At 70.3% G+C, this 17,666-nt stretch carries 13 protein-coding genes; 6 read left to right on the top strand and 7 right to left on the bottom strand.

Annotated elements, in window-relative coordinates; translation table 11 throughout:
* Positions 1–185: 185 nt before the first annotated feature.
* Positions 186–1,031: a glutamate ABC transporter substrate-binding protein gene (locus tag ACFPZ3_RS16670; RefSeq protein ID WP_379515183.1), complete on the top strand. Its 846-nt coding sequence runs from the start codon at positions 186–188 to the stop codon at positions 1,029–1,031.
* Positions 1,032–1,247: 216 nt separating this feature from the next.
* A complete protein-coding gene (locus ACFPZ3_RS16675) occupies positions 1,248–3,104 on the top strand; it encodes a dipeptidyl-peptidase 5 (RefSeq protein ID WP_379515011.1) in 1,857 nt (618 codons plus the stop codon).
* Between the two features lie 118 nt (positions 3,105–3,222).
* On the opposite strand, the gene rny is transcribed toward ACFPZ3_RS16675, so the two are convergent.
* The 4 genes from rny to ACFPZ3_RS16695 form a co-directional block, all read right to left on the bottom strand.
* Positions 3,223–4,839 (bottom strand): ribonuclease Y, encoded by a 1,617-nt coding sequence (gene rny, locus ACFPZ3_RS16680; RefSeq protein WP_379515012.1) that lies wholly within the window; start codon positions 4,837–4,839, stop codon positions 3,223–3,225.
* Positions 4,840–5,377: 538 nt separating this feature from the next.
* Positions 5,378–6,688, bottom strand: coding sequence for an FAD-binding oxidoreductase (locus ACFPZ3_RS16685; protein ID WP_379515013.1), 1,311 nt, complete (start codon positions 6,686–6,688; stop codon positions 5,378–5,380).
* A 64-nt stretch (positions 6,689–6,752) separates the two neighbouring features.
* Positions 6,753–7,172, bottom strand: a complete 420-nt coding sequence (locus ACFPZ3_RS16690) for a DUF4267 domain-containing protein (RefSeq protein ID WP_379515014.1) — start codon at positions 7,170–7,172, stop codon at positions 6,753–6,755.
* A 35-nt stretch (positions 7,173–7,207) separates the two neighbouring features.
* A complete protein-coding gene (locus ACFPZ3_RS16695; RefSeq protein WP_379515015.1) occupies positions 7,208–7,846 on the bottom strand; it encodes a hemerythrin domain-containing protein in 639 nt (212 codons plus the stop codon).
* Between the two features lie 105 nt (positions 7,847–7,951).
* On the opposite strand from ACFPZ3_RS16695, the gene ACFPZ3_RS16700 reads away from it, so the two are divergent.
* From ACFPZ3_RS16700 to ACFPZ3_RS16710, 3 genes are all read left to right on the top strand, one after another.
* Complete coding sequence (locus ACFPZ3_RS16700; protein ID WP_379515016.1) at positions 7,952–11,245, top strand: BTAD domain-containing putative transcriptional regulator; 3,294 nt, start codon at positions 7,952–7,954, stop codon at positions 11,243–11,245.
* Positions 11,246–11,557: 312 nt separating this feature from the next.
* Positions 11,558–12,154: an RNA polymerase sigma factor gene (locus ACFPZ3_RS16705; RefSeq protein WP_379515017.1), complete on the top strand. Its 597-nt coding sequence runs from the start codon at positions 11,558–11,560 to the stop codon at positions 12,152–12,154.
* Positions 12,151–13,104 (top strand): CU044_5270 family protein, encoded by a 954-nt coding sequence (locus ACFPZ3_RS16710; protein WP_379515018.1) that lies wholly within the window; start codon positions 12,151–12,153, stop codon positions 13,102–13,104. Before ACFPZ3_RS16705 ends, ACFPZ3_RS16710 begins: the two co-directional genes overlap by 4 nt.
* Before the next feature lie 469 nt (positions 13,105–13,573).
* On the opposite strand, the gene ACFPZ3_RS16715 is transcribed toward ACFPZ3_RS16710, so the two are convergent.
* Both ACFPZ3_RS16715 and recA read right to left on the bottom strand, forming a co-directional pair.
* Positions 13,574–14,038, bottom strand: a complete 465-nt coding sequence (locus tag ACFPZ3_RS16715) for a regulatory protein RecX (RefSeq protein ID WP_379515184.1) — start codon at positions 14,036–14,038, stop codon at positions 13,574–13,576.
* Positions 14,039–15,185: 1,147 nt separating this feature from the next.
* Positions 15,186–16,289 carry a recombinase RecA gene (gene recA, locus ACFPZ3_RS16720; RefSeq protein WP_379515019.1) on the bottom strand — a complete coding sequence of 368 codons (1,104 nt, stop codon included), beginning with the start codon at positions 16,287–16,289 and terminating at the stop codon, positions 15,186–15,188.
* An 879-nt stretch (positions 16,290–17,168) separates the two neighbouring features.
* On the opposite strand from recA, the gene ACFPZ3_RS16725 reads away from it, so the two are divergent.
* Positions 17,169–17,444 carry a hypothetical protein gene (locus ACFPZ3_RS16725; protein ID WP_379515020.1) on the top strand — a complete coding sequence of 92 codons (276 nt, stop codon included), beginning with the start codon at positions 17,169–17,171 and terminating at the stop codon, positions 17,442–17,444.
* Here the strand turns inward: ACFPZ3_RS16725 and ACFPZ3_RS16730 are convergent.
* On the bottom strand, positions 17,441–17,635 hold the full coding sequence (locus tag ACFPZ3_RS16730; RefSeq protein ID WP_379515021.1) for a DUF3046 domain-containing protein: 195 nt from the start codon (positions 17,633–17,635) through the stop codon (positions 17,441–17,443). The two genes, ACFPZ3_RS16725 and ACFPZ3_RS16730, sit on opposite strands and share 4 nt — an antisense overlap.
* Positions 17,636–17,666 lie beyond the last annotated feature (31 nt).

Here is a 17,666-nt window from a genome sequence, read left to right on the forward strand (position 1 = left end):
GCACGTCCGTGCCCGCCGCCCGCGTCGCACGATGGGCCACGTGGTGCTCGCCGCCCGCGTCCGCACGGTGGGTGCCTCGTGCTCGCCGTCTGTGTCCCCATAGATCGCCAAGAAAGTCCCACGTCTGTGTTGGGTAGGCGCTGATCCTGGCCCGCGCGGGTTACCCATAGTCGTGGGGGGTGACCATGCTCAGGGCGGCGCTCGCGGGAGCGGCTGTGACGATGGGCCTGGCCGCGTGTGACGGCGGAGGCTCGTACGCCACCGTCGTGGACAAGATCAAAGGCACCGGCACGGTCGTCGTCGGCACGAAGTGGGACCAGCCGAGCCTGGGCCTTCGTACGGGGAAGGGCGACCCGGAGGGCTTCGACGTCGACGTCGCCCGGTACATCGTCAACCGCCTCTCAGGCGGCTCCCCTGTCAAGATCACCTGGCGGGAGTCTCCGTCGTCCACCCGCGAGGCCCTGCTCCAGAACGGCACGGTTGACATGATCGTGGCCTCGTACTCCATCACCAAGTCCCGCCTGCCCAAGGTGACCTTCGGCGGCCCGTACATCATCGTCCCCCAGGACACGATGGTCCGCGCCGACGACACGAGCATCCGGAAGGTGGGCGACCTGCGGGGCAAGCGGATCTGCCTGGCGGAGGGCTCGAACTCCTACCGGCGGATCGTGGACCCGCCGCCGGACGGCAAGCTCGACCTGCCGGCCAAGCTGGTGCCAGCGAGCAACTACTCCGACTGCGTACGCAAGCTCGCCGCGAACCAGCTCGACGCCGTCAGCACCGAGAACCTGGCCCTGGCCGGGTTCGTCCTGAACGACCCTGGCAAATTCCGGCTGCTCAACGATCCCATCACGGACGAGAAGTGGGGCGTCGGCCTGAAGAAGGGCGACACGAAGACCTGCGAGGCGGTCAACCAGGCGATCATCGAGATGTGGCGGGACGGCACGACGACCCGCCTGCTACACAAGTGGTTCGGCCGGGCCGACATCAAACTCCCCTCAGCCCTGCCCCGCCCCGAAGGCTGCCCCTGAGACCCCCAACGCCCAAGACCTCAGCCCGCCCCCTCAGAGACCTTGACCCGCCACAATCGGTCACCTCGGAAACCTTGACCCACCACAACCCCCACCCCCTCAGGAACCTCAGCGCGCCACAACCCGGGGCTCCAGGGCCCTCGCCCGGCGCCTCATGTGCTCTGAACTGTGGGGACCGTGCCACACTCCCGTCGATCTTCCGGCAGGATGCGGAGTATGCCTTTCTGGCCCTCCCCCATTTCGACCAGAGACGTGGCCGGTTCCGGCGTGCGCCCCAGCTGGCCCACCGCCCGGGACGGCCAGGTGTGGTGGACCGAAGACCGTCCCGACGAGGGCGGGCGCACCACGATCGTGTGCCGCGCCGCCGACGGCACCCGCCGTGACCTGCTCCCCGCCCCCTGGTGCGCGCGCACCAGGGTCCACGAGTACGGCGGCAGACCCTACGCCGTGACCCCCTCGGGCGAGGTGCTCTTCACCAACCTGAAGGACCAACGCCTGTACATTCTGGGAGAAAACGGCGAACCGAAACCCCTAACCCCCGAGGGCTACCGCTACGCGGACCTGCTGGTCCACGACGGCCAGGTGTGGTGCGTACGCGAACACCACGCGGAGGACGGCAAGGTCACCCGAGCCATCATCTCCATCCCGTTGGACGGCGGCGGCGAGCCCCGCGAATGGGCCACCGGCTGCGACTTCTACGCCTCTCCCACCATTTCCCCCGACGGCCAACATCTCGCCTACGTCTGCTGGAACCACCCCCGCATGCCCTGGGACGGCACCGAACTCCGCATCACCCGCCTGTCGGGCGGAGACTCGTGGACGGTGCGCGGCGGCCCCACCGAGTCCGTGCTGGCCCCGGTCTGGAAGGACGACTCCCGCCTCTACCTGATCTCCGACTCCTCCGGCTGGTGGAACCTCCACGAGATCGGCCTGCACGGCGACGGGGCGCGGGCGGTGTATCCGGCGTCCGAGGAGTTCATGCTGCCGCCGTGGCGCCTGGGCGGAATGCCGTACACAGTGCTCACCGACGGCCGGCTCGCGGTCCTGCACGGACGCGGCGACCTGCGGCTGGGCCTGCTCGACCCCACCTCGGGCGCGCTCACGGACCTGGAGCTGCCCTACACCGGCTGGGACGCGTCACTGATCGCCGACGGCCCATCCGTGGTCGGCATCGGGTACGCCGCCACGACCCCCCGTTCGGTCGTCACCGTGAACACGGAAACGGGCGAACACCGCCCGCTCAAACACGACCTCACCTCCTTGCCCGACCCGGCCTACCTGCCGATCCCCCGCGCCGTCCGCGTACGCGCGTCGGAGATCCACGCCGAGAGCCCGGACGACCACGCAGAGGTCCACGCGTTCCTGTATCCGCCCTACGCCCCGGCCGCCGCCGAAGGCCCGCCCCCCTACGTGATCTTCGTGCACGGCGGCCCGACCGCCCACGCCGGCACCTCGCTCGACCTGGAGAAGGCGTTCCTGACCTCGCGCGGCATCGGCGTGCTCGACGTGAACTACGGTGGCTCGACCGGGTACGGCCGGGCCTACCGCGACCGGCTCAAGGGCCAGTGGGGCCTGGTGGACGTCGAGGACACGATCGCCGCCGCCAGGTGGCTGGCCGCCGAGGGCCTGGCCGACCCCGCCAAGATCGCGGTACGCGGGGGCAGCGCGGGCGGCTGGACGGTGATGGCGGCCTGCTGCCGCTCGGACGTGTTCGCCGGAGGCGTGTCGTACTACGGGGTCAGCGCCCTGGCCCCGCTCGTCGCCCACACCCACGACTTCGAGTCGCGCTACGTGGAGGCGCTGGTGGGGCCGGAGGATCCGCAGGTGTACGCCACCCGGGAGCCCCTGGCCCTGGTGGACGGCGTGACCTGCCCGATGCTGCTCCTGCAGGGCCTCGACGACCCGGTGGTGCCGCCCGAACAGTCCACGGCCTTCGCCGACGCACTGTCCGAACGCGGCATCCCGTGCACGTACCTGGCCTTCGAGGGCGAATCACACGGCTTCCGCCGTACGGAGACGAGAGTAGCGGCCTTGGCCGCAGAACTGGCCTTCTACCAGCAACTCTTCGCCTGACAACAACCACCGGCAACGCCCCTGCCCGCCGTCCCCCCGCCGACCACCAGCGGAATCGGCGGGCTCGGCCTGCTCAGCTGGCTCGGCCTGCTCAGCTGGCTTGGCGGGCTCGGCGGGCTCAGCGGGCGAACTCGGTGGCCCGAGACTCCCTCACCACAGTGATCCGAATCTGCCCCGGGTAGGTGAGCTCTTCCTCCACCTGCTTGGCCACATCCCGCGCGATCACCTGAGCCTGGATGTCGTCGATCGCGTCCGGCTTGACCATGACCCGGATCTCCCGCCCGGCCTGCATGGCGAACACCTTCTCCACGCCCTCGTACGACTGCGCGATCTCCTCCAGCCGCTCCAGCCGCTTGACGTACGCCTCCAGGGACTCCCGCCGCGCACCAGGGCGGCTGCCGCTGATCGCGTCGGCGGCCTGGGTGAGCACCGCCTCGACGGTACGGACCTCGACCTCGTTGTGGTGCGCCTCGATGGCGTGCACCACGTCCTCCTCCTCGCCGTACCTGCGAGCGATCTCCGCTCCGATCAGCGCGTGGCTGCCCTCGACCTCGTGCGTCAGGGCCTTGCCGATGTCATGGAGCAGGGCGCAGCGCTTCAGCAGCGTCTGGTCCAGCTTGAGCTCGGCCGCCATGATCCCGGCGATGTGGGCGGACTCGATGAGGTGCTTGAGCACGTTCTGCCCGTAGGAGGTGCGGTAGCGCAACTGCCCGAGCAGCAGCGTCAGTTCGGGGTGCATCTCGGTGATCCCCAGCTCGACCAGGGCGTCGTCACCGGCCCGCGCGCACAGGTCCTGCACCTCCTGACGGCTGCGATCGTGCGCCTCCTCGATCCGCTGCGGATGGATGCGCCCGTCGAGCACGAGCTTCTCCAGCGTCAGTCGCGCCGTCTCCCTGCGTACCGGATCGAAGCACGACAACAACACCGCCTCGGGCGTGTCATCGATGATCAGGTTGACCCCGGTCGTGGACTCGAAGGCGCGGATGTTGCGCCCCTCCCGCCCGATGATCCGGCCCTTCATCTCATCGCCAGGCAGGTGCAACACGCTGACGACCGACTCGGCCGTCTGCTCCGCCGCCAGCCGCTGCACGGCCAACGTCACGATCTTCGTGGCCCGCTTCTCGCCCTCCTTGCGGGCATCCCCCTCGATCTCCCTGATGATCAGTGCGGCCTCGCGCTTGGCCTGGTTCTCGATCTCCTTGACCATCTCATTCTTGGCCTGCTCCCCGGTGAGCCCGGCGACCCGCTCCAGGATGACCCGCCGCTCCTCCTCGACCTGGAGCAGCTCCTCGCGGCGGTCGGCCAGCTCGACCTCGGTCTCGGCGAGCTTCCTGTCCCGCTCCGACTGCCGCCTGGCCTCCTCGTCCAGCCGCTGCTCCCGCTCGGCCAGCCTCGCCTCCCGGCGCTCCAGGTCGGCCCGCAGCTCCTTGAGCTCGGACTTCAGTATCCGGCTCTCCTCCTCGACCTCCCGCCGCATCTGCCCGGCGCTCTCGGCCGCCACCTCGGACCTGCGCAGGATCTCCTCGGCATCGGTCTCCGCCTTGAGCCGGATCTCCCGCGCCTCGTCACGCGCCTGATCCAGCTCCTCGTGTACGGCTTCCACCTGCTCGGGGCTCGGCTTTCCCGCACGAGGCAGGCCGCCCGAGGTGCGTCGTATGACGACGAGGAGCGCCACGATCATCCCGAACGCGAGCACGAGCACCGCCACCATCAGCACCACGACCAGCGGCCCCATGTGTGCCCCGCCCTCCTCGCGTCGTCAAGAACTCGTAACGCGGCCACAAAACGGAGGGGTCACAAGAGCGCTGCGGAAAGCCCAGTCGGCGTCATCACCAGGATCGATGTCAAGCCAAGACCGACCGGGCGTCGACCCCCAAAGCCGACACCTCGCCTGCCCCGCCCGACCAAGCTCGTTCGTCCGTCGTTCACCGGTATGGCAATCCGCGCTGCGCGGAGTAACTCCTCACTGCCGTCGAGGTTATGCGTCGAACAGGTCACGAGCAAGCAAACGCGTCATCAAGCGTGTCTTACAGGCTCGCATCTCCACATTCGGCCCGATATCCCCCATTACCGCCCGAATTGCCCTCTAAGTCGAACCCACACGTCTTGTCTCCCCTCAACCCCCAAACCACCCACCGACCTGTGAAGACGAACGCAGAGCCCGCCCCGCGGCGCCGTGAACCGGCACGCCTGCACCTTCCGCGTCCTGGAGCAGTTCGGTGCGGCCCCGCCGCCCCGGTGGGCGGAGGGGCCGTGACCTGCTGGGAACCGATCTATCCGAACACCGGGTAGTTCGCGCGGAACACGTTGTGCGGGTCACGGGCCCGCTTGATCTCCCGCAGCCGCGCGAGCGCGCTGCCGGAGAAGGACTGCGCCGCCGTGTCGCCGGGGGACAGCAGGGTGTACGGCTTGCGGCCGCTGACGTAGGCCTTCAGATCGGCCACGACCTCGGCCTGCTTGGCGCGCGTCGCATCGGCCACGTGCGGCAGGCCGAGACCCAGCAGGCCGAGCAGGTACGGCTCAGCCACCGCGCCGCTCGCACCGGCCCCGCCGCCCGACTCGGCGAGCGCCCCGCCCAGGTGCCTGATCTGCACGTTGATGAGCGGTTCGACCGGCTTGGCCAGCAGGAGCTCCACCGCGTCCGCGTCCAGGCCGGTGAGCAGCTCCGCACGAGCGATGGATGGGGCCGGATCGGTGGGCTCGGCGGTGATGCCACCCAGGTCGGCAACCGGGACGACGCCGCGGCTGTCGGAGATCGCGCCCTCGATCTTGTCGATGCGCGCCAGCAGGTCCTCCCCCTGAGCCGCCTCACCCAGGTAGGCCAGATCCAGCGTCACCATCGGCGGCGCGCCGGGTAGCTGGAGCCGGTTGATCCAGACACTGAGTTCACGCGGCGCCTCGGTGGTGATCTCCAGGAACGCGTCGTACACCTCCCTGGTCCGGTGCTCCGGCCAGATCACGCGCCCGCCGTACAGGACTGGCGCGGGATACAGTTCGAGTTCGAGGGCGGTCACCACCGCGAAGTCCCCGCCACCGCCGCGCAGCGCCCAGAACAACTCGGGATCGGACTCGGCGCTCACCCGGCCCGGCTCGCCCTCGGCGTCCACGATGTCGATAGCCCGCACGCTGTCGGAGGCGAAGCCGTACTTGCGGCTGAACCAGCCGACCCCACCGCCCAGCGTGTAGCCGGTCACGCTGACCCCCGGCGCGCTGCCGGACAGGCCGGTCAGACCCAGCGGTCCGGCCGCCGCCAGCACCTGCCCCCACTTCACGCCCGCGCCCACCCGGACCACGCGCTCCTGCGCGTGTACCTCCACCTCGTTCAGCAGGCCGGTACGCAAGAGGATCAGGCCTTCCACATCACCTGAGGCTCCATGCCCGCTCGGCTGCGCGGTCACCGTCATACCCGCCCGCCGCGCGTATCGCACGAGCGCCGCCACGTCGTCGGCATCCGCGGCCTCCGCCACGGCCGCCACAGGCTGTCTGACGGTCAGATTCCACGCGCTGGCCGCCTGTTGGAAGCCGTCGTCATCGGGCAGGAGCACGCGCCCCTTGAGGACACCGCGCAGATCGTTGATGGTCATCGTCGTCTCTCTTTTCGAGTTGTCACCAAAATGCGAAGGAATACCGTGCCGCACTGCGGGGAGGTCAGGCGAGCTGCGCTGCGGGCGCTGAGGCGGCGGCCTCCTGGGCCTTGCCGGCCTCGCGGAGGATCAGCAACCCCGTGACCGCGATCAGCGCCGAGGTCAGGCCGTGGATGCCCAACGCGGCGGCCACGGAGCCGTGGTGGGCCAGGACGTTGACCATGTCGCCGAACGGGGCGACGGCCACCATCAGCAGGACCCAGCCCAGGGCGCGGCGGTGGCCCGTCACCAGCAGGATGCCCATGGCCAGGCCCATCGCGAGTTCGCGGCTGCCCTTCACGACAGGGAAGCCGCTGTCGTCAGAGGGCCAGTCCGGCAGGCCAGGGAAGGACGTCCCGAGGGGCAGGACGAAGGACAACCCGAGGTAGAGGGTGAACAGGACGACGACGGCGGCCAGGACGGTGTTGAGCTTCTTCTGCGACATGGTTGTTCTCCTTTGATGTTCAGACTGGGCAGGGTTCAGCCGCGGACGCGGCGGATGTGGTGGGCGTAGCGGGGGCGGCCGATGACGTGCCAGATGACGCGGACCGGGGCGGGGAGGCCGCTGAGGACGATGGCGCGCTCGGCCGGGTTCGCGTCTTCCAGGACGGCGCCGAAGAGCGTGAGCAGGGTGAGCTTGGGGGTGTTGGCGACCAGGTGGTCGCCCATCGAGGCCCATTCCTCCTGGGAGATGTGCTTGGCCGCGAGCGGGAGGAGGGTCGCCTCCTCGTCGTCGAGGTGTTCCAGCAGGACTGCGCGGTGGTCGGTGAGGGCGGCCACGAGCACGTCGCGTTCCTCGGCCCCGGCGGTCGCCTCCCACGCGGGGAACGCGGCGTCCAGCCTGGCCAGGGTGGCCACGACCCGTTCGTGCTGGGCCTCCATGCGCAGAACGATGTCGGCCTCCAGGTCCACCCGGGCCAGCAGCGGCGGCCACAGCAGCTCGTCCTCGCCCTCGTGATGGTTGTGCAGGCCCAGCCGGTAGTCGCGGTAGTGGTCGGCGATCACCCTGGCGCGAGCGGTGTCACCCGGGGCGACGGTCGCGACGAGCTCCACCAGCAGTCGTGACTCGCGGCGGAAGGCGCGGTGGACGATCTCCATCTCCTGGGTGTTGACACTCATCTGTTCCCTGCCCTTCATCGGTTTCGACGTGTTAAGGCTGCTCCCGGGGGTTTGGAGGGCACTTGGAACCGATTTGGAACGGCCCACGTACGATGTGTTCTCGTCATGGTCTTGATCCGGGTATTGGGCTCCTTCGCGGCCGAGGTGAACGGCGAGGCCGTTTCCCTGGGCGGGCCGCGGCAGCGGGGCGTGCTGGCCCTGCTGGTGGCGGCGCGCGGGCAGGTCGTGCCGGTCGACCGGATGATCGAGGACCTGTGGCGCGGCGAGCCGCCCGCACGGGCGCTGATGTCCCTGCAGGCGTACGTGTCCAACCTGCGCCGGCTGCTGGAGCCCGGCCGCCCGCCACGCACCCCGGCCCGGCTGCTGGTGAGCGCGGCGCCCGGTTATGCGCTGCGGCTGCCGCCGGAGTCGGTGGACGCGTGGCGGTTCGAGGACCTGCTCGACCAGGCCCGTACGGACACCGACCCGCGCGCCGCCCAGGCCCGGCTCGCCGAGGCGCTCGGACTGTGGCGGGGACCGGCGTTCGCCGAGGTCGCCGACGAGCCGTGGGCCGCCGCCGAGACGGCCCGGCTGAACGAGCTGCGCCTGGTCGCCACCGAACTGCACGTCGCAGCGGGTCTGCGCATCGGCGACCCCGCCGCGGTCGTTCCCGAGGCCGAGCGGCTCACCCGCGACGAGCCCCTCCGCGAGGAAGGCTGGCGGCTGCACGCCCTGGCGCTGTGGAGCAGCGGCCGCCAAGGCGACGCGCTGGCGACGCTCCGCCGCGCCCGCGGCATCCTCGCAGAGGAGCTCGGGCTCGACCCCGGCCCGGACCTGACGGCGTTGGAGGAGGCGATCCTCACCCAGCGCACGGACGTCATGCGCGCGACCGTGCCCCCGCCCCCGCTTCCGCCATCGCCATCGCCATCGCCATCGCCATCGCCGACCGCACCGCTGCCGCGGCCGGCTCCGATCATCCAGGCGCCGTTCGTCGGACGCGAGGCGTCGTTCGTCGGACGCGAGGCGACGTTCGTCGGACGCGAGGCACAGCTGTCGGCACTGGTCACGGCCGCCGCCGAGGCCGCCACCGACGGCGCCCGCATAGCCCTTGTCACCGGCGAGGCCGGGCTCGGCAAGTCGACGCTGCTGGAACACCTCGGCAGGCGGCTCGAACGTGACGGGTGGCTGGTCGCAGTCGGCCGCTGCCCCGAGGTCGACAGCGCGCCGCCCGCGTGGGCCTGGACTGAGGCGCTGAGAGCCGTCGCCGCGACCACGTCCCCGGGCGAGTTCGCGGACGACCTCGCGCCGCTGCTCACCGACACCGTTCCGGTGAACGACGACGCCACCGCGGGACGGTTCCGGCTGCGCCAGGCCGTGTGGAAGTGGCTCGCGGCGGTCACCGCGGAACGCCCGGTCGCCGTCGTGCTGGACGACCTGCACTGGGCGGACGCCGCCACGCTGGAGCTGCTCGGCGGCGGCCTCGGCCTGCGGGCCCCGATCCTGGTCGTCGCCGCGTACCGCGCGGACGAGAGCGGGCACCTCACCGAAACGCTGGCCTCCCTCGCGCGCGCCACGCCCCTGCGCCTTGCGCTGCCGGGGCTGAACGACGAGGCCGTCGCGGAGCTCGTACGGACCGAATGCGAGGCCGACGAGGAGACCGTCGCCGGGATCGCCGAACGCACCGGCGGCAACCCGTTCTACGTGCGCGAAAGCGCGCGGCTGCTGAACGGCGAAGGCGCGCTGGTCGCCCTCTCCGAGGTCCCCGAAGGCGTACGGGACGTCCTGCGCCGCCGGCTCGCGCGCCTGCCCGAAGGAGGCGTGTCCATCCTCCGGCTCGCCGCGATCGCAGGCCGGGAAAGCTCGGTGGACATCCTCGTACAGGCCGCCGACACCGATGAGGACGGCGTGATGGACGCGCTGGACGCGGGCGTGATCGCCGGGCTCCTCGACGAGCCCGGCCCAGGCCTCGTCCGCTTCGTCCACGCCCTCGTCAGGGACACGCTCGTCGCCGACGTCAGCAGATTGCGTGCCACCCGGATGCACGCCAGGATCGCCGCCGCTCTTGAAGGCACCGGCGACATCGCGGCGCTGGCCCACCACTACGCGCGCGCCGGCTCGCCGAAGGCCGTCGGCTACTGCGTCCGGGCCGCCGAGCTCGCCGAGGCCCGCTACGCCCACGACGTGGCGGCCGACCTCCTCACCGACGCCGTCACCAACTCGACCGGACCGGACGAACGGGTCGAATTGCTCGGCAGGCTGCTGCGCGCGCAGATCCGGGCGGGAGCCGTCGGAGCCGCCCGCGAGACCCGCCGCGAAGCCGTGGAGTACGCAGAGTCCCTGGGCCGCGACGACCTGATGATCGCCGCATTCACCGCGTGGACCGAGCCGACCTTCTGGCAGGCCCGTACGTACGGCACAGTAGACCGGCCCATCGTCGACCGCCTGAGCCGCCTGCTGAAGCGTGACCTGCCCCCTTCGGTGCGGTCCCGGCTCCTGACGGCGTACGCGGACGAACTGGTCGGCGAGGACGACCCGACCGTTCTGGAGGCAGCGCAGGAGGCACTCGACCTGGCCACCGGACCCCGGCTGCGGGCCGCGGCACTCCAGATCCTGACCCGAGTCCACGGCGACGCCGAGCTCTGCCGGGAACTCGTGGAGATCGGCACCGAGCACGACCTGCCGGTCTACCGCGTCACCGGCCTGCTCAACCATGCCGGCGGCGCCGCCGCCGCCAACGATCCCGTGACCATACACCAGGTGATCACCGAGGCCCTGGACCTCGCGCGCGCCTACCGAATGCGCGAGGCTATCGCCGTCGCCGAGATCACGCTGGCGGGCCTGGCGCTCATCGAAGGCCGATTCGCCGACGCCGAACTCCTCTTCCTCAAGGCCGACGAGGGCATGCGGCGCGCCGGATCGGTACACGCCACGGGCTTTCTCCAACTCGCCCTGGCCACGATCTGGCTGAACGACGGCACACTCGGTGCGCACCTGGACGACGTGCGCGCCCTCCACGCCACGCTCGGCCCCATGGTCTCCGACCTGCTCGCGCTCGCCCTCCACGCCAACGGCCTGGACGCCGAAGCCCGCGAGGTCCGCGCGTCACCCAGCCCGATCCGCCCCGACTTCTTCTTCACCTTCTTCACAACGTTGCGCGCGATGGCCATCGTCGCCCTGAACGACCGCGACGCCGCCGAGGAGATCTACGCGACGCTGCTCCCGCACCGCGACGGCCCCCCGGCAGGCGCCACGGGCCTGTCGGTGGCGCTGCGCCCGGTCGCCCACACCCTCGGCGAGCTGGCCGTCCTCCTCGGCCGCGACCACGAGGCCCCCGCCCACTTCACCCAGGCCGCCACCATCGCCGACCGATGGAACGCACCCCACTGGGCCGCCGAGGCCCGCTCGCGAACGACCACCTAGCCTCTGCCCACGGCGCCGCACATCTGTGACACAGCGCCTCGTTCGTGTGCCACGGGAGCGCTGCCGGGGCACCCGCGGCATCCAGCCGGGAGAATCGACGGGAAGAACAGAGCCGGGCAGGTTCGACGCCCACCGCCGGGCGGCCCGCCGCGCCTCCCTTCCATCCTTGCCGAGCGGGCCTCCAGCTCTCGCGCATTCGTGCGGATCCAAAGATCGTTACAGGTGGCCTTCAACCGAGCCTGCCGGGCGGTCGGCAGCGTCCCGTGAACTCGTTTCCTGACTTGTGTGAAAGACGGGCGACACACTACTTCCTTGAAAAGGCCCACCCCCATGCCGCTCAGTACGACCCTGTCTGACGCCGCCCTGATCGAACGGTCATGGCGAGATCCCGAGGATTTCGCCTTGCTGTTCGACAGGCACGCAGGTCACATCCACCGTTATGTGGCCCGCCGGCTCGGCGACGACACGGCCGACGACGTCGTCTCCGAGACGTTCCTCGCCGCGTTCAGGCAGCGCCGCGACTACGACACCGCCCGTCCGGAGGCCCTCCCCTGGTTGTACGGCATCGCGACCAACTTCATCCGCCGGCATCAGCGCGCCGAGATACACCGCTACAAGGCGTACTCGAAAATGGGCGTGCTTCCCGACGCCGACGACGCCGCCGAACAAGCTCTTGAGCGGGCGAGCGCGCATGCCGTACGCCGCCCTCTCGCCCAGGCGCTCGCCTCGCTGAAGGCCCGCGACCGCGACGTCCTCCTTCTTGTGGCCTGGGCCGACCTCGCCTACGAGGAGGTCGCCAACGCCCTGTCCATCCCGATCGGGACAGTCCGTTCCCGCCTCAACCGCGCGCGGGGCATCGTCCGCAACGCCCTCGGCAGCACCGACCCCACGACGGAGCAGAGCTCATGAACGACCTGACCGAACTCCGCGACCTGTTCGCCGACAAGCCGCACCCCACGGCGGACCGCCTCGCCCCAGCCCGTACCGCCCTCCTGGCCGAAGCCCGCACGAAGCGGCGGCCCCGGGCCCGGGTGGTCGGCCTGCGGCGTCTGATGCTGGCGGGCGGCCTGGTAGCGGCGATGACCGCAGGAGTGATCACCGTCCAGACGCTCAACCCCTCCGCGCCCGCGAGCGCCGCCGAGGTCCTGAGGCTGGCGGCCGAGGCCGCTACCGCCACCCCGTGGACGGAACCCCGCGACGACCAGTACCTCCACTACGAGCGGATCGCGAAGACGCGCAGCGAGAACGGGGTTCCCAACGTCGGTCCGCGCCACATCACGGGCGAGGTCTGGCAGTCCGTCGACGGCTCCCGCCCAGGACTCCTCTGGCACAAGCCGTCGAAGTCCATCCCCCACGAAGACCACGAGTACAAGGAACTCCTGACCCGGTGCCCCGAACGCGGCGCGGGGCGCCCCGCCTACGCCGACCTCCGAGGATGGCCGACCGACCAGGAGCAGCTCCGGCACAAGCTGGCCGAACGCGGTAACGAAATGGTCCCCAACAAGGACACAGTGACCCAGACCTGGAACGGCGTCCTCAACATCCTCGGCAGCCCGGTCCCGCCCGAGCAGCAGGCAGCCATCTTCAAGATCGCCGCGACCCTGCCGGGCATCGAGACGGAAGAGCTCCAGGACGCCACCGGCAAATCGGGCATCGCCGTGACCCGAGTGGACAACCGAGGCCGCGGGGGCGCCATCTCCCGCGAATCCCTCATCTTCGACAAGACCTCCTACGTCCTCCTCGGCGGCCAGGAACTCGTGCCGGGGCACGGGCGCGAACTCTGGTCCATCACCCGTCCGCAGATCACCGACGTACTCCCGGCCTGGTCCAAGTCCGTGAAGCAGCGAGGCTGCGTCTGAACCTGCGCTCATCGGACGACGGGCAGGCAGGCCGCGTCGGCTGCCCGCCTGCCTGATCCAGCAGCCGGGCGGTCGGCGCCGCTCCCCAGCACCACCCCGAGTCGAACGCCTCGTGCGAGATCGGCGACGGGATCGGCAACCATGGCCTTGTGTCCGCCGTCGCAAAGGCACCGCTCGGGCCTCTCCAGGCCGACGGCCGCATGATCGTGATGATGTTCGAAAGGGGACCCCTCAGCGGAACACCGCGCAACCGGGACAGCCCCCAGGTCAGGGCGTTCCGCATGCTGTTCCGGTGAAAGTCCCCTATCCGGGAACACTTGAGCGCGTGATCGGGACCAGGGTCGGTCACGCGCGCGCACGGGCACAGGTCACACGGGCACAGGTCACACGAACAGGATCACACCAACGGGGCCGCACGGGCACAGGTCGCACGAACGGGGCCGCACGGGGTAACGGACGGCGACGGGCTCTACGAGAAGTCCTCGTCCATTTCGATGCCCTCCTGTTCGAGAGCCTCCCGAATCACGCGGAAGGCCAGGCCAGAGGAGTAGCCCTTGCGGGCGAGCATGCCGGCCAGCCGCCGCGTGCGGGTCTGGGAGTCGAGGGACCGGGTGGCGGCGAGCTTACGTTCCACCAGCCGTCGAGCTGTCTCCTCCTCCTGGTCGGGATCGAGCCGCTCCACGGCTTCGTTGACCGTGTCGTTGTCCACGCCCCGATGGCGCAGCTCGGCCGCCAGCGCGCGCTTGGCGAGCCCGCGACCGTGGTGCCGGGAATCGACCCAGGCCGCCGCGAACGCCTCGTCGTTGATCAGCCCCAGGTCTGAGAACCGGCTGAGCACCGCCTCGGCGGCCTCCTTCGGCACTTCCCGCTTTCTCAGGGCTTCGGCAAGCTGAGCACGCGTCTTGGGCGCCATGGTGAGCAGGCGAAGGCAGATGGCCCGAGCCGCCGCCTCCGGATCGGCAGCACGCCTCGGCCCGGCCGTACTCTCGGCATCCGGCTCATCAGGCGACCAGCCCCGCCCCCGAGCGCCCTTCCCGCCCCTTCTCCCGCGCCGCCCAGCCCTCTCACCGCGCTGCCCAGATCCCCCTTCAAACGGCCCAGCCCCGTCACTGCTCCGCCCAAACCCCTCTTCGAACGATTCAGCCTCGTCACTGTGCCGTCCTGGTCTCTCTTGGAACGGCCCAGCCCCGTTACCGCGCTGTTCAGATCCCCTCCCGAACCGACCGGCCCCGTCGTCGAACAGCCCAGAATCCCCACCGGAATCGGCGGATTCTCCACCGAACGGCCCGGGCTCCCCTCGGTCGGATCGCCGCGACTTCCCGCCGGAGCGCCCAGCCTGGCTATCGGACCCTCCGGATCGGCGACCCTTGCCCGATCGCCGCTTCCCGCTGTCACTCTGATCGGCGGCGAACCAACTGCTCCCGGCCAGCACCTCGGAATGCCACTCGTCCCCAGGCCGACCCCTGGGCGGGGTCTCCACACGAGCACTCCCGCCGTCCTGACCCCCCGGACCATCCGTCCCACCCAGGCCGCCGCGAACGTCCTGGCCGCCCAGACGACCCTGCCCCACCTCGCCACCATGACCGGCCTCGCCACCATGGTGGCTCGTGTCGGTTGGCCGCTCCGGCTCTTTGTGACCGTCCTCAGCAGAAGGCGTGGCAGTACGCGATCCGGCGGTGTCCGGGGTCCCGGCCAAGGGCTCCGGCGCCGGACGCGCACCTTCGCCAGCAGCCGGAGGATGGTCGTCGTGAACCTGATGGCCAGACCTCGCCTGGCCGTCCTGATCAACGCCGTCCTGATCGACGCCGGCCGGGTCGGGGGCCGGAGTCGGGTTGGGCGGGGCGGCGGGCTTGCTGGGGTGTCCGCCGGCCTCCCGGGGCGGGTCGGCGGTCGCTTCTTCAGGAGGAGGGTCCTGGGTGCGTTGGCGGGTGCGCTGTTCGCGCCATTCGTCCACCGAGGGCCAGGCGTCCGCGGACGAACGAGCCAGGTCGCGCCCGCGGGATGACGTGGGTTCGGGCCAGGCGCCCCGGTCCGGTGGATGGGGCGCTTGCGGCCGGTCCGTGCTGCTCATGCGTGATCGATCAGACGTCACCCGGCTTGGGGGTGGACTTCGAGCCGCGGCCCGAGGAGGCGGCGGCCGGGACCGGGACCGGAGCAGCGGCGGCGGCTGTTTCGGCGGGAGCGTCGAGGCGCGGACCCACACCCAGCTTGTCCTTGATCTTCTTCTCGATCTCGTTGGACATGTCGGGGTGGCTGCGCAGGAAGTTGCGAGCGTTCTCCTTGCCCTGGCCGAGCTGCTCGCCCTCGTACGTGTACCAGGCGCCGGACTTGCGGACGAAGCCGTTCTCCACGCCCATGTCGATGAGGCCGCCCTCGCGGGAGATGCCTATCCCGTAGAGGATGTCGAAGTCGGCGACGCGGAAGGGCGGGGCCATCTTGTTCTTGACGACCTTGATCCTGGTGCGGTTGCCGACCGCCTCCGTGCCGTCCTTGAGGGTCTCGATGCGGCGGATGTCCAAGCGGACCGAGGCGTAGAACTTCAGCGCTTTACCACCGGTCGTGGTCTCGGGGCTGCCGAACATGACGCCGATCTTCTCGCGGAGCTGGTTGATGAAGATGGCGGTGGTGCCGGTGTTGCTGAGGGCGCCGGCGATCTTGCGCAGGGCCTGGGACATGAGGCGGGCCTGGAGGCCGACGTGGCTGTCGCCCATCTCGCCCTCGATCTCGGCCTTGGGCACCAGGGCCGCCACCGAGTCGATGACGATGATGTCCACGGCGCCGGACCTGATCAGCATGTCGGCGATCTCGAGCGCCTGCTCACCGGTGTCGGGCTGGGAGACCAGCAGGGCGTCGGTGTCGACCCCCAGCTTCTTGGCGTATTCCGGGTCGAGGGCGTGCTCGGCGTCGATGAACGCCGCGATGCCGCCGCCCCGCTGGGCGTTGGCCACCGCGTGCAGGGCGATCGTGGTCTTACCCGAGGACTCCGGGCCATAGATCTCCACGATGCGGCCGCGCGGCAGGCCGCCGATGCCGAGGGCGACATCAAGGGCGATCGACCCCGTGGGGACCACCTCGATGGGGGCTCGGGCCTCATCGCCCAGTCTCATGACAGAGCCCTTGCCGAACTGCCGCTCGATCTGAGCGAGCGCGGTCTCGAGGGCCTTCTCGCGGTCGTTGATAGCCATGGAACTCCCCCTGGAGGGTTGTGGTCCGATCAGTCGAGTGAAAGCTACGGCCTGCCACCGACATTTTCTGCCGCAGTCGGGGAAGACGTGGCTCGGCTTTGTCCATGGTAGCCGAACGACTGTTCGATCACAGCAGGAACACGCAGGTAGCGGTCAATCATCCACCTTGGTGCTCCAGGCAGGCCCCCGAGAGCTTCCGGCGCGCCGAGCGGGCGTCCCGAGGGCGTCCCAAGCGGACGTCGTCCCGAGCAGGCGTCCCAAGCGGGCGTCCCAAGCGGGCGTCGCGAGCGGGCGTCGCGAGCGGGCGTCGTCGCGAGCGACCACCCGGGCCAGGCCCTGGTTCTGCGCAGGAACAGGCACGCGTCGATCACGGCGGCGCACACCACCGCGCCCAGCGGTACGCGGGCGACCACTTCCTGCTGTCCCACGGCACCGCGAACGCCGCTGTCCCACGGCACCGTGAACGACCTGTACCCCATGGTGTGCTTCGTCGACCCGGCGGCGCCGACATCGGTTTCACCGCTCCCCGGTCCACCTATCTTCACCAGCGGCCAGGTCCGCCGCGCACGGCTGATGCAGGTCGGCCTCGATCCGGAGCGGCTGCGGCGGAGATCGAGATCCCCTGGCGACGGTCGGGGAGGTGCGGCCGGGCTCAGCGGTCGGATGCCAGGTCCCCGGGCCGGCCGGGGCCTTCCCCAAGTGGCTCGGGAACGGCTTCGGCTTCCGCGTCGGAGGCCTGCACGCACGAGTTCCTTCAAGCCGTACGCACTCATGCGCATCCTCATGGAACCGCCCGCGCGACGATGCTCGCCACCGGCGTGTTGTCATGCGCGGTGAGCTGGGGAGACTCACTGCAGGGCGACGGGTTGGAGGCGGCACGTGGCGAGCGGCTACACCGGGGAACGACGCGTCCATCTTGAGGCACTCGCCGAACTGCTACCGACTCATGGCCTGGTCAGCCGCATGATCGGAAACGAGGACCCGGTGTTGTGGGTCTGGCACCCGCGCACGGGCCGCCAGACGATCATCTTCGCCACCCCGTCCAACCACGGCTGGCAGTTCCTGTGGTCGCCAGGCGGGCAGGGCTCCGCCGACGATCTGGAGCCCACGGCCGCCGCGCTCCGCCTGACGCTGGACCCCTCCCAACCGGGCTAACGCAGCTTGGACGAGACGTCCTCCACCTGGCAGACCGCGCGCCACACCGTCTTGACGCTCTCGCCGTCGGCCAGCGCCTGCATGACGGTGCGCCCGTTGAGGGGGGCGATGACGTAGTCGCGGGCCCACGACTCGGCGTAGATCTCACCGAAGTGGGCGTTCATCCTTCTCCAGAACTCGGTCAGGCGCATGAACTCAAGTATGGAAGCGCCCGAGGTGTGG

The organism is Nonomuraea insulae (genome assembly GCF_042656245.1).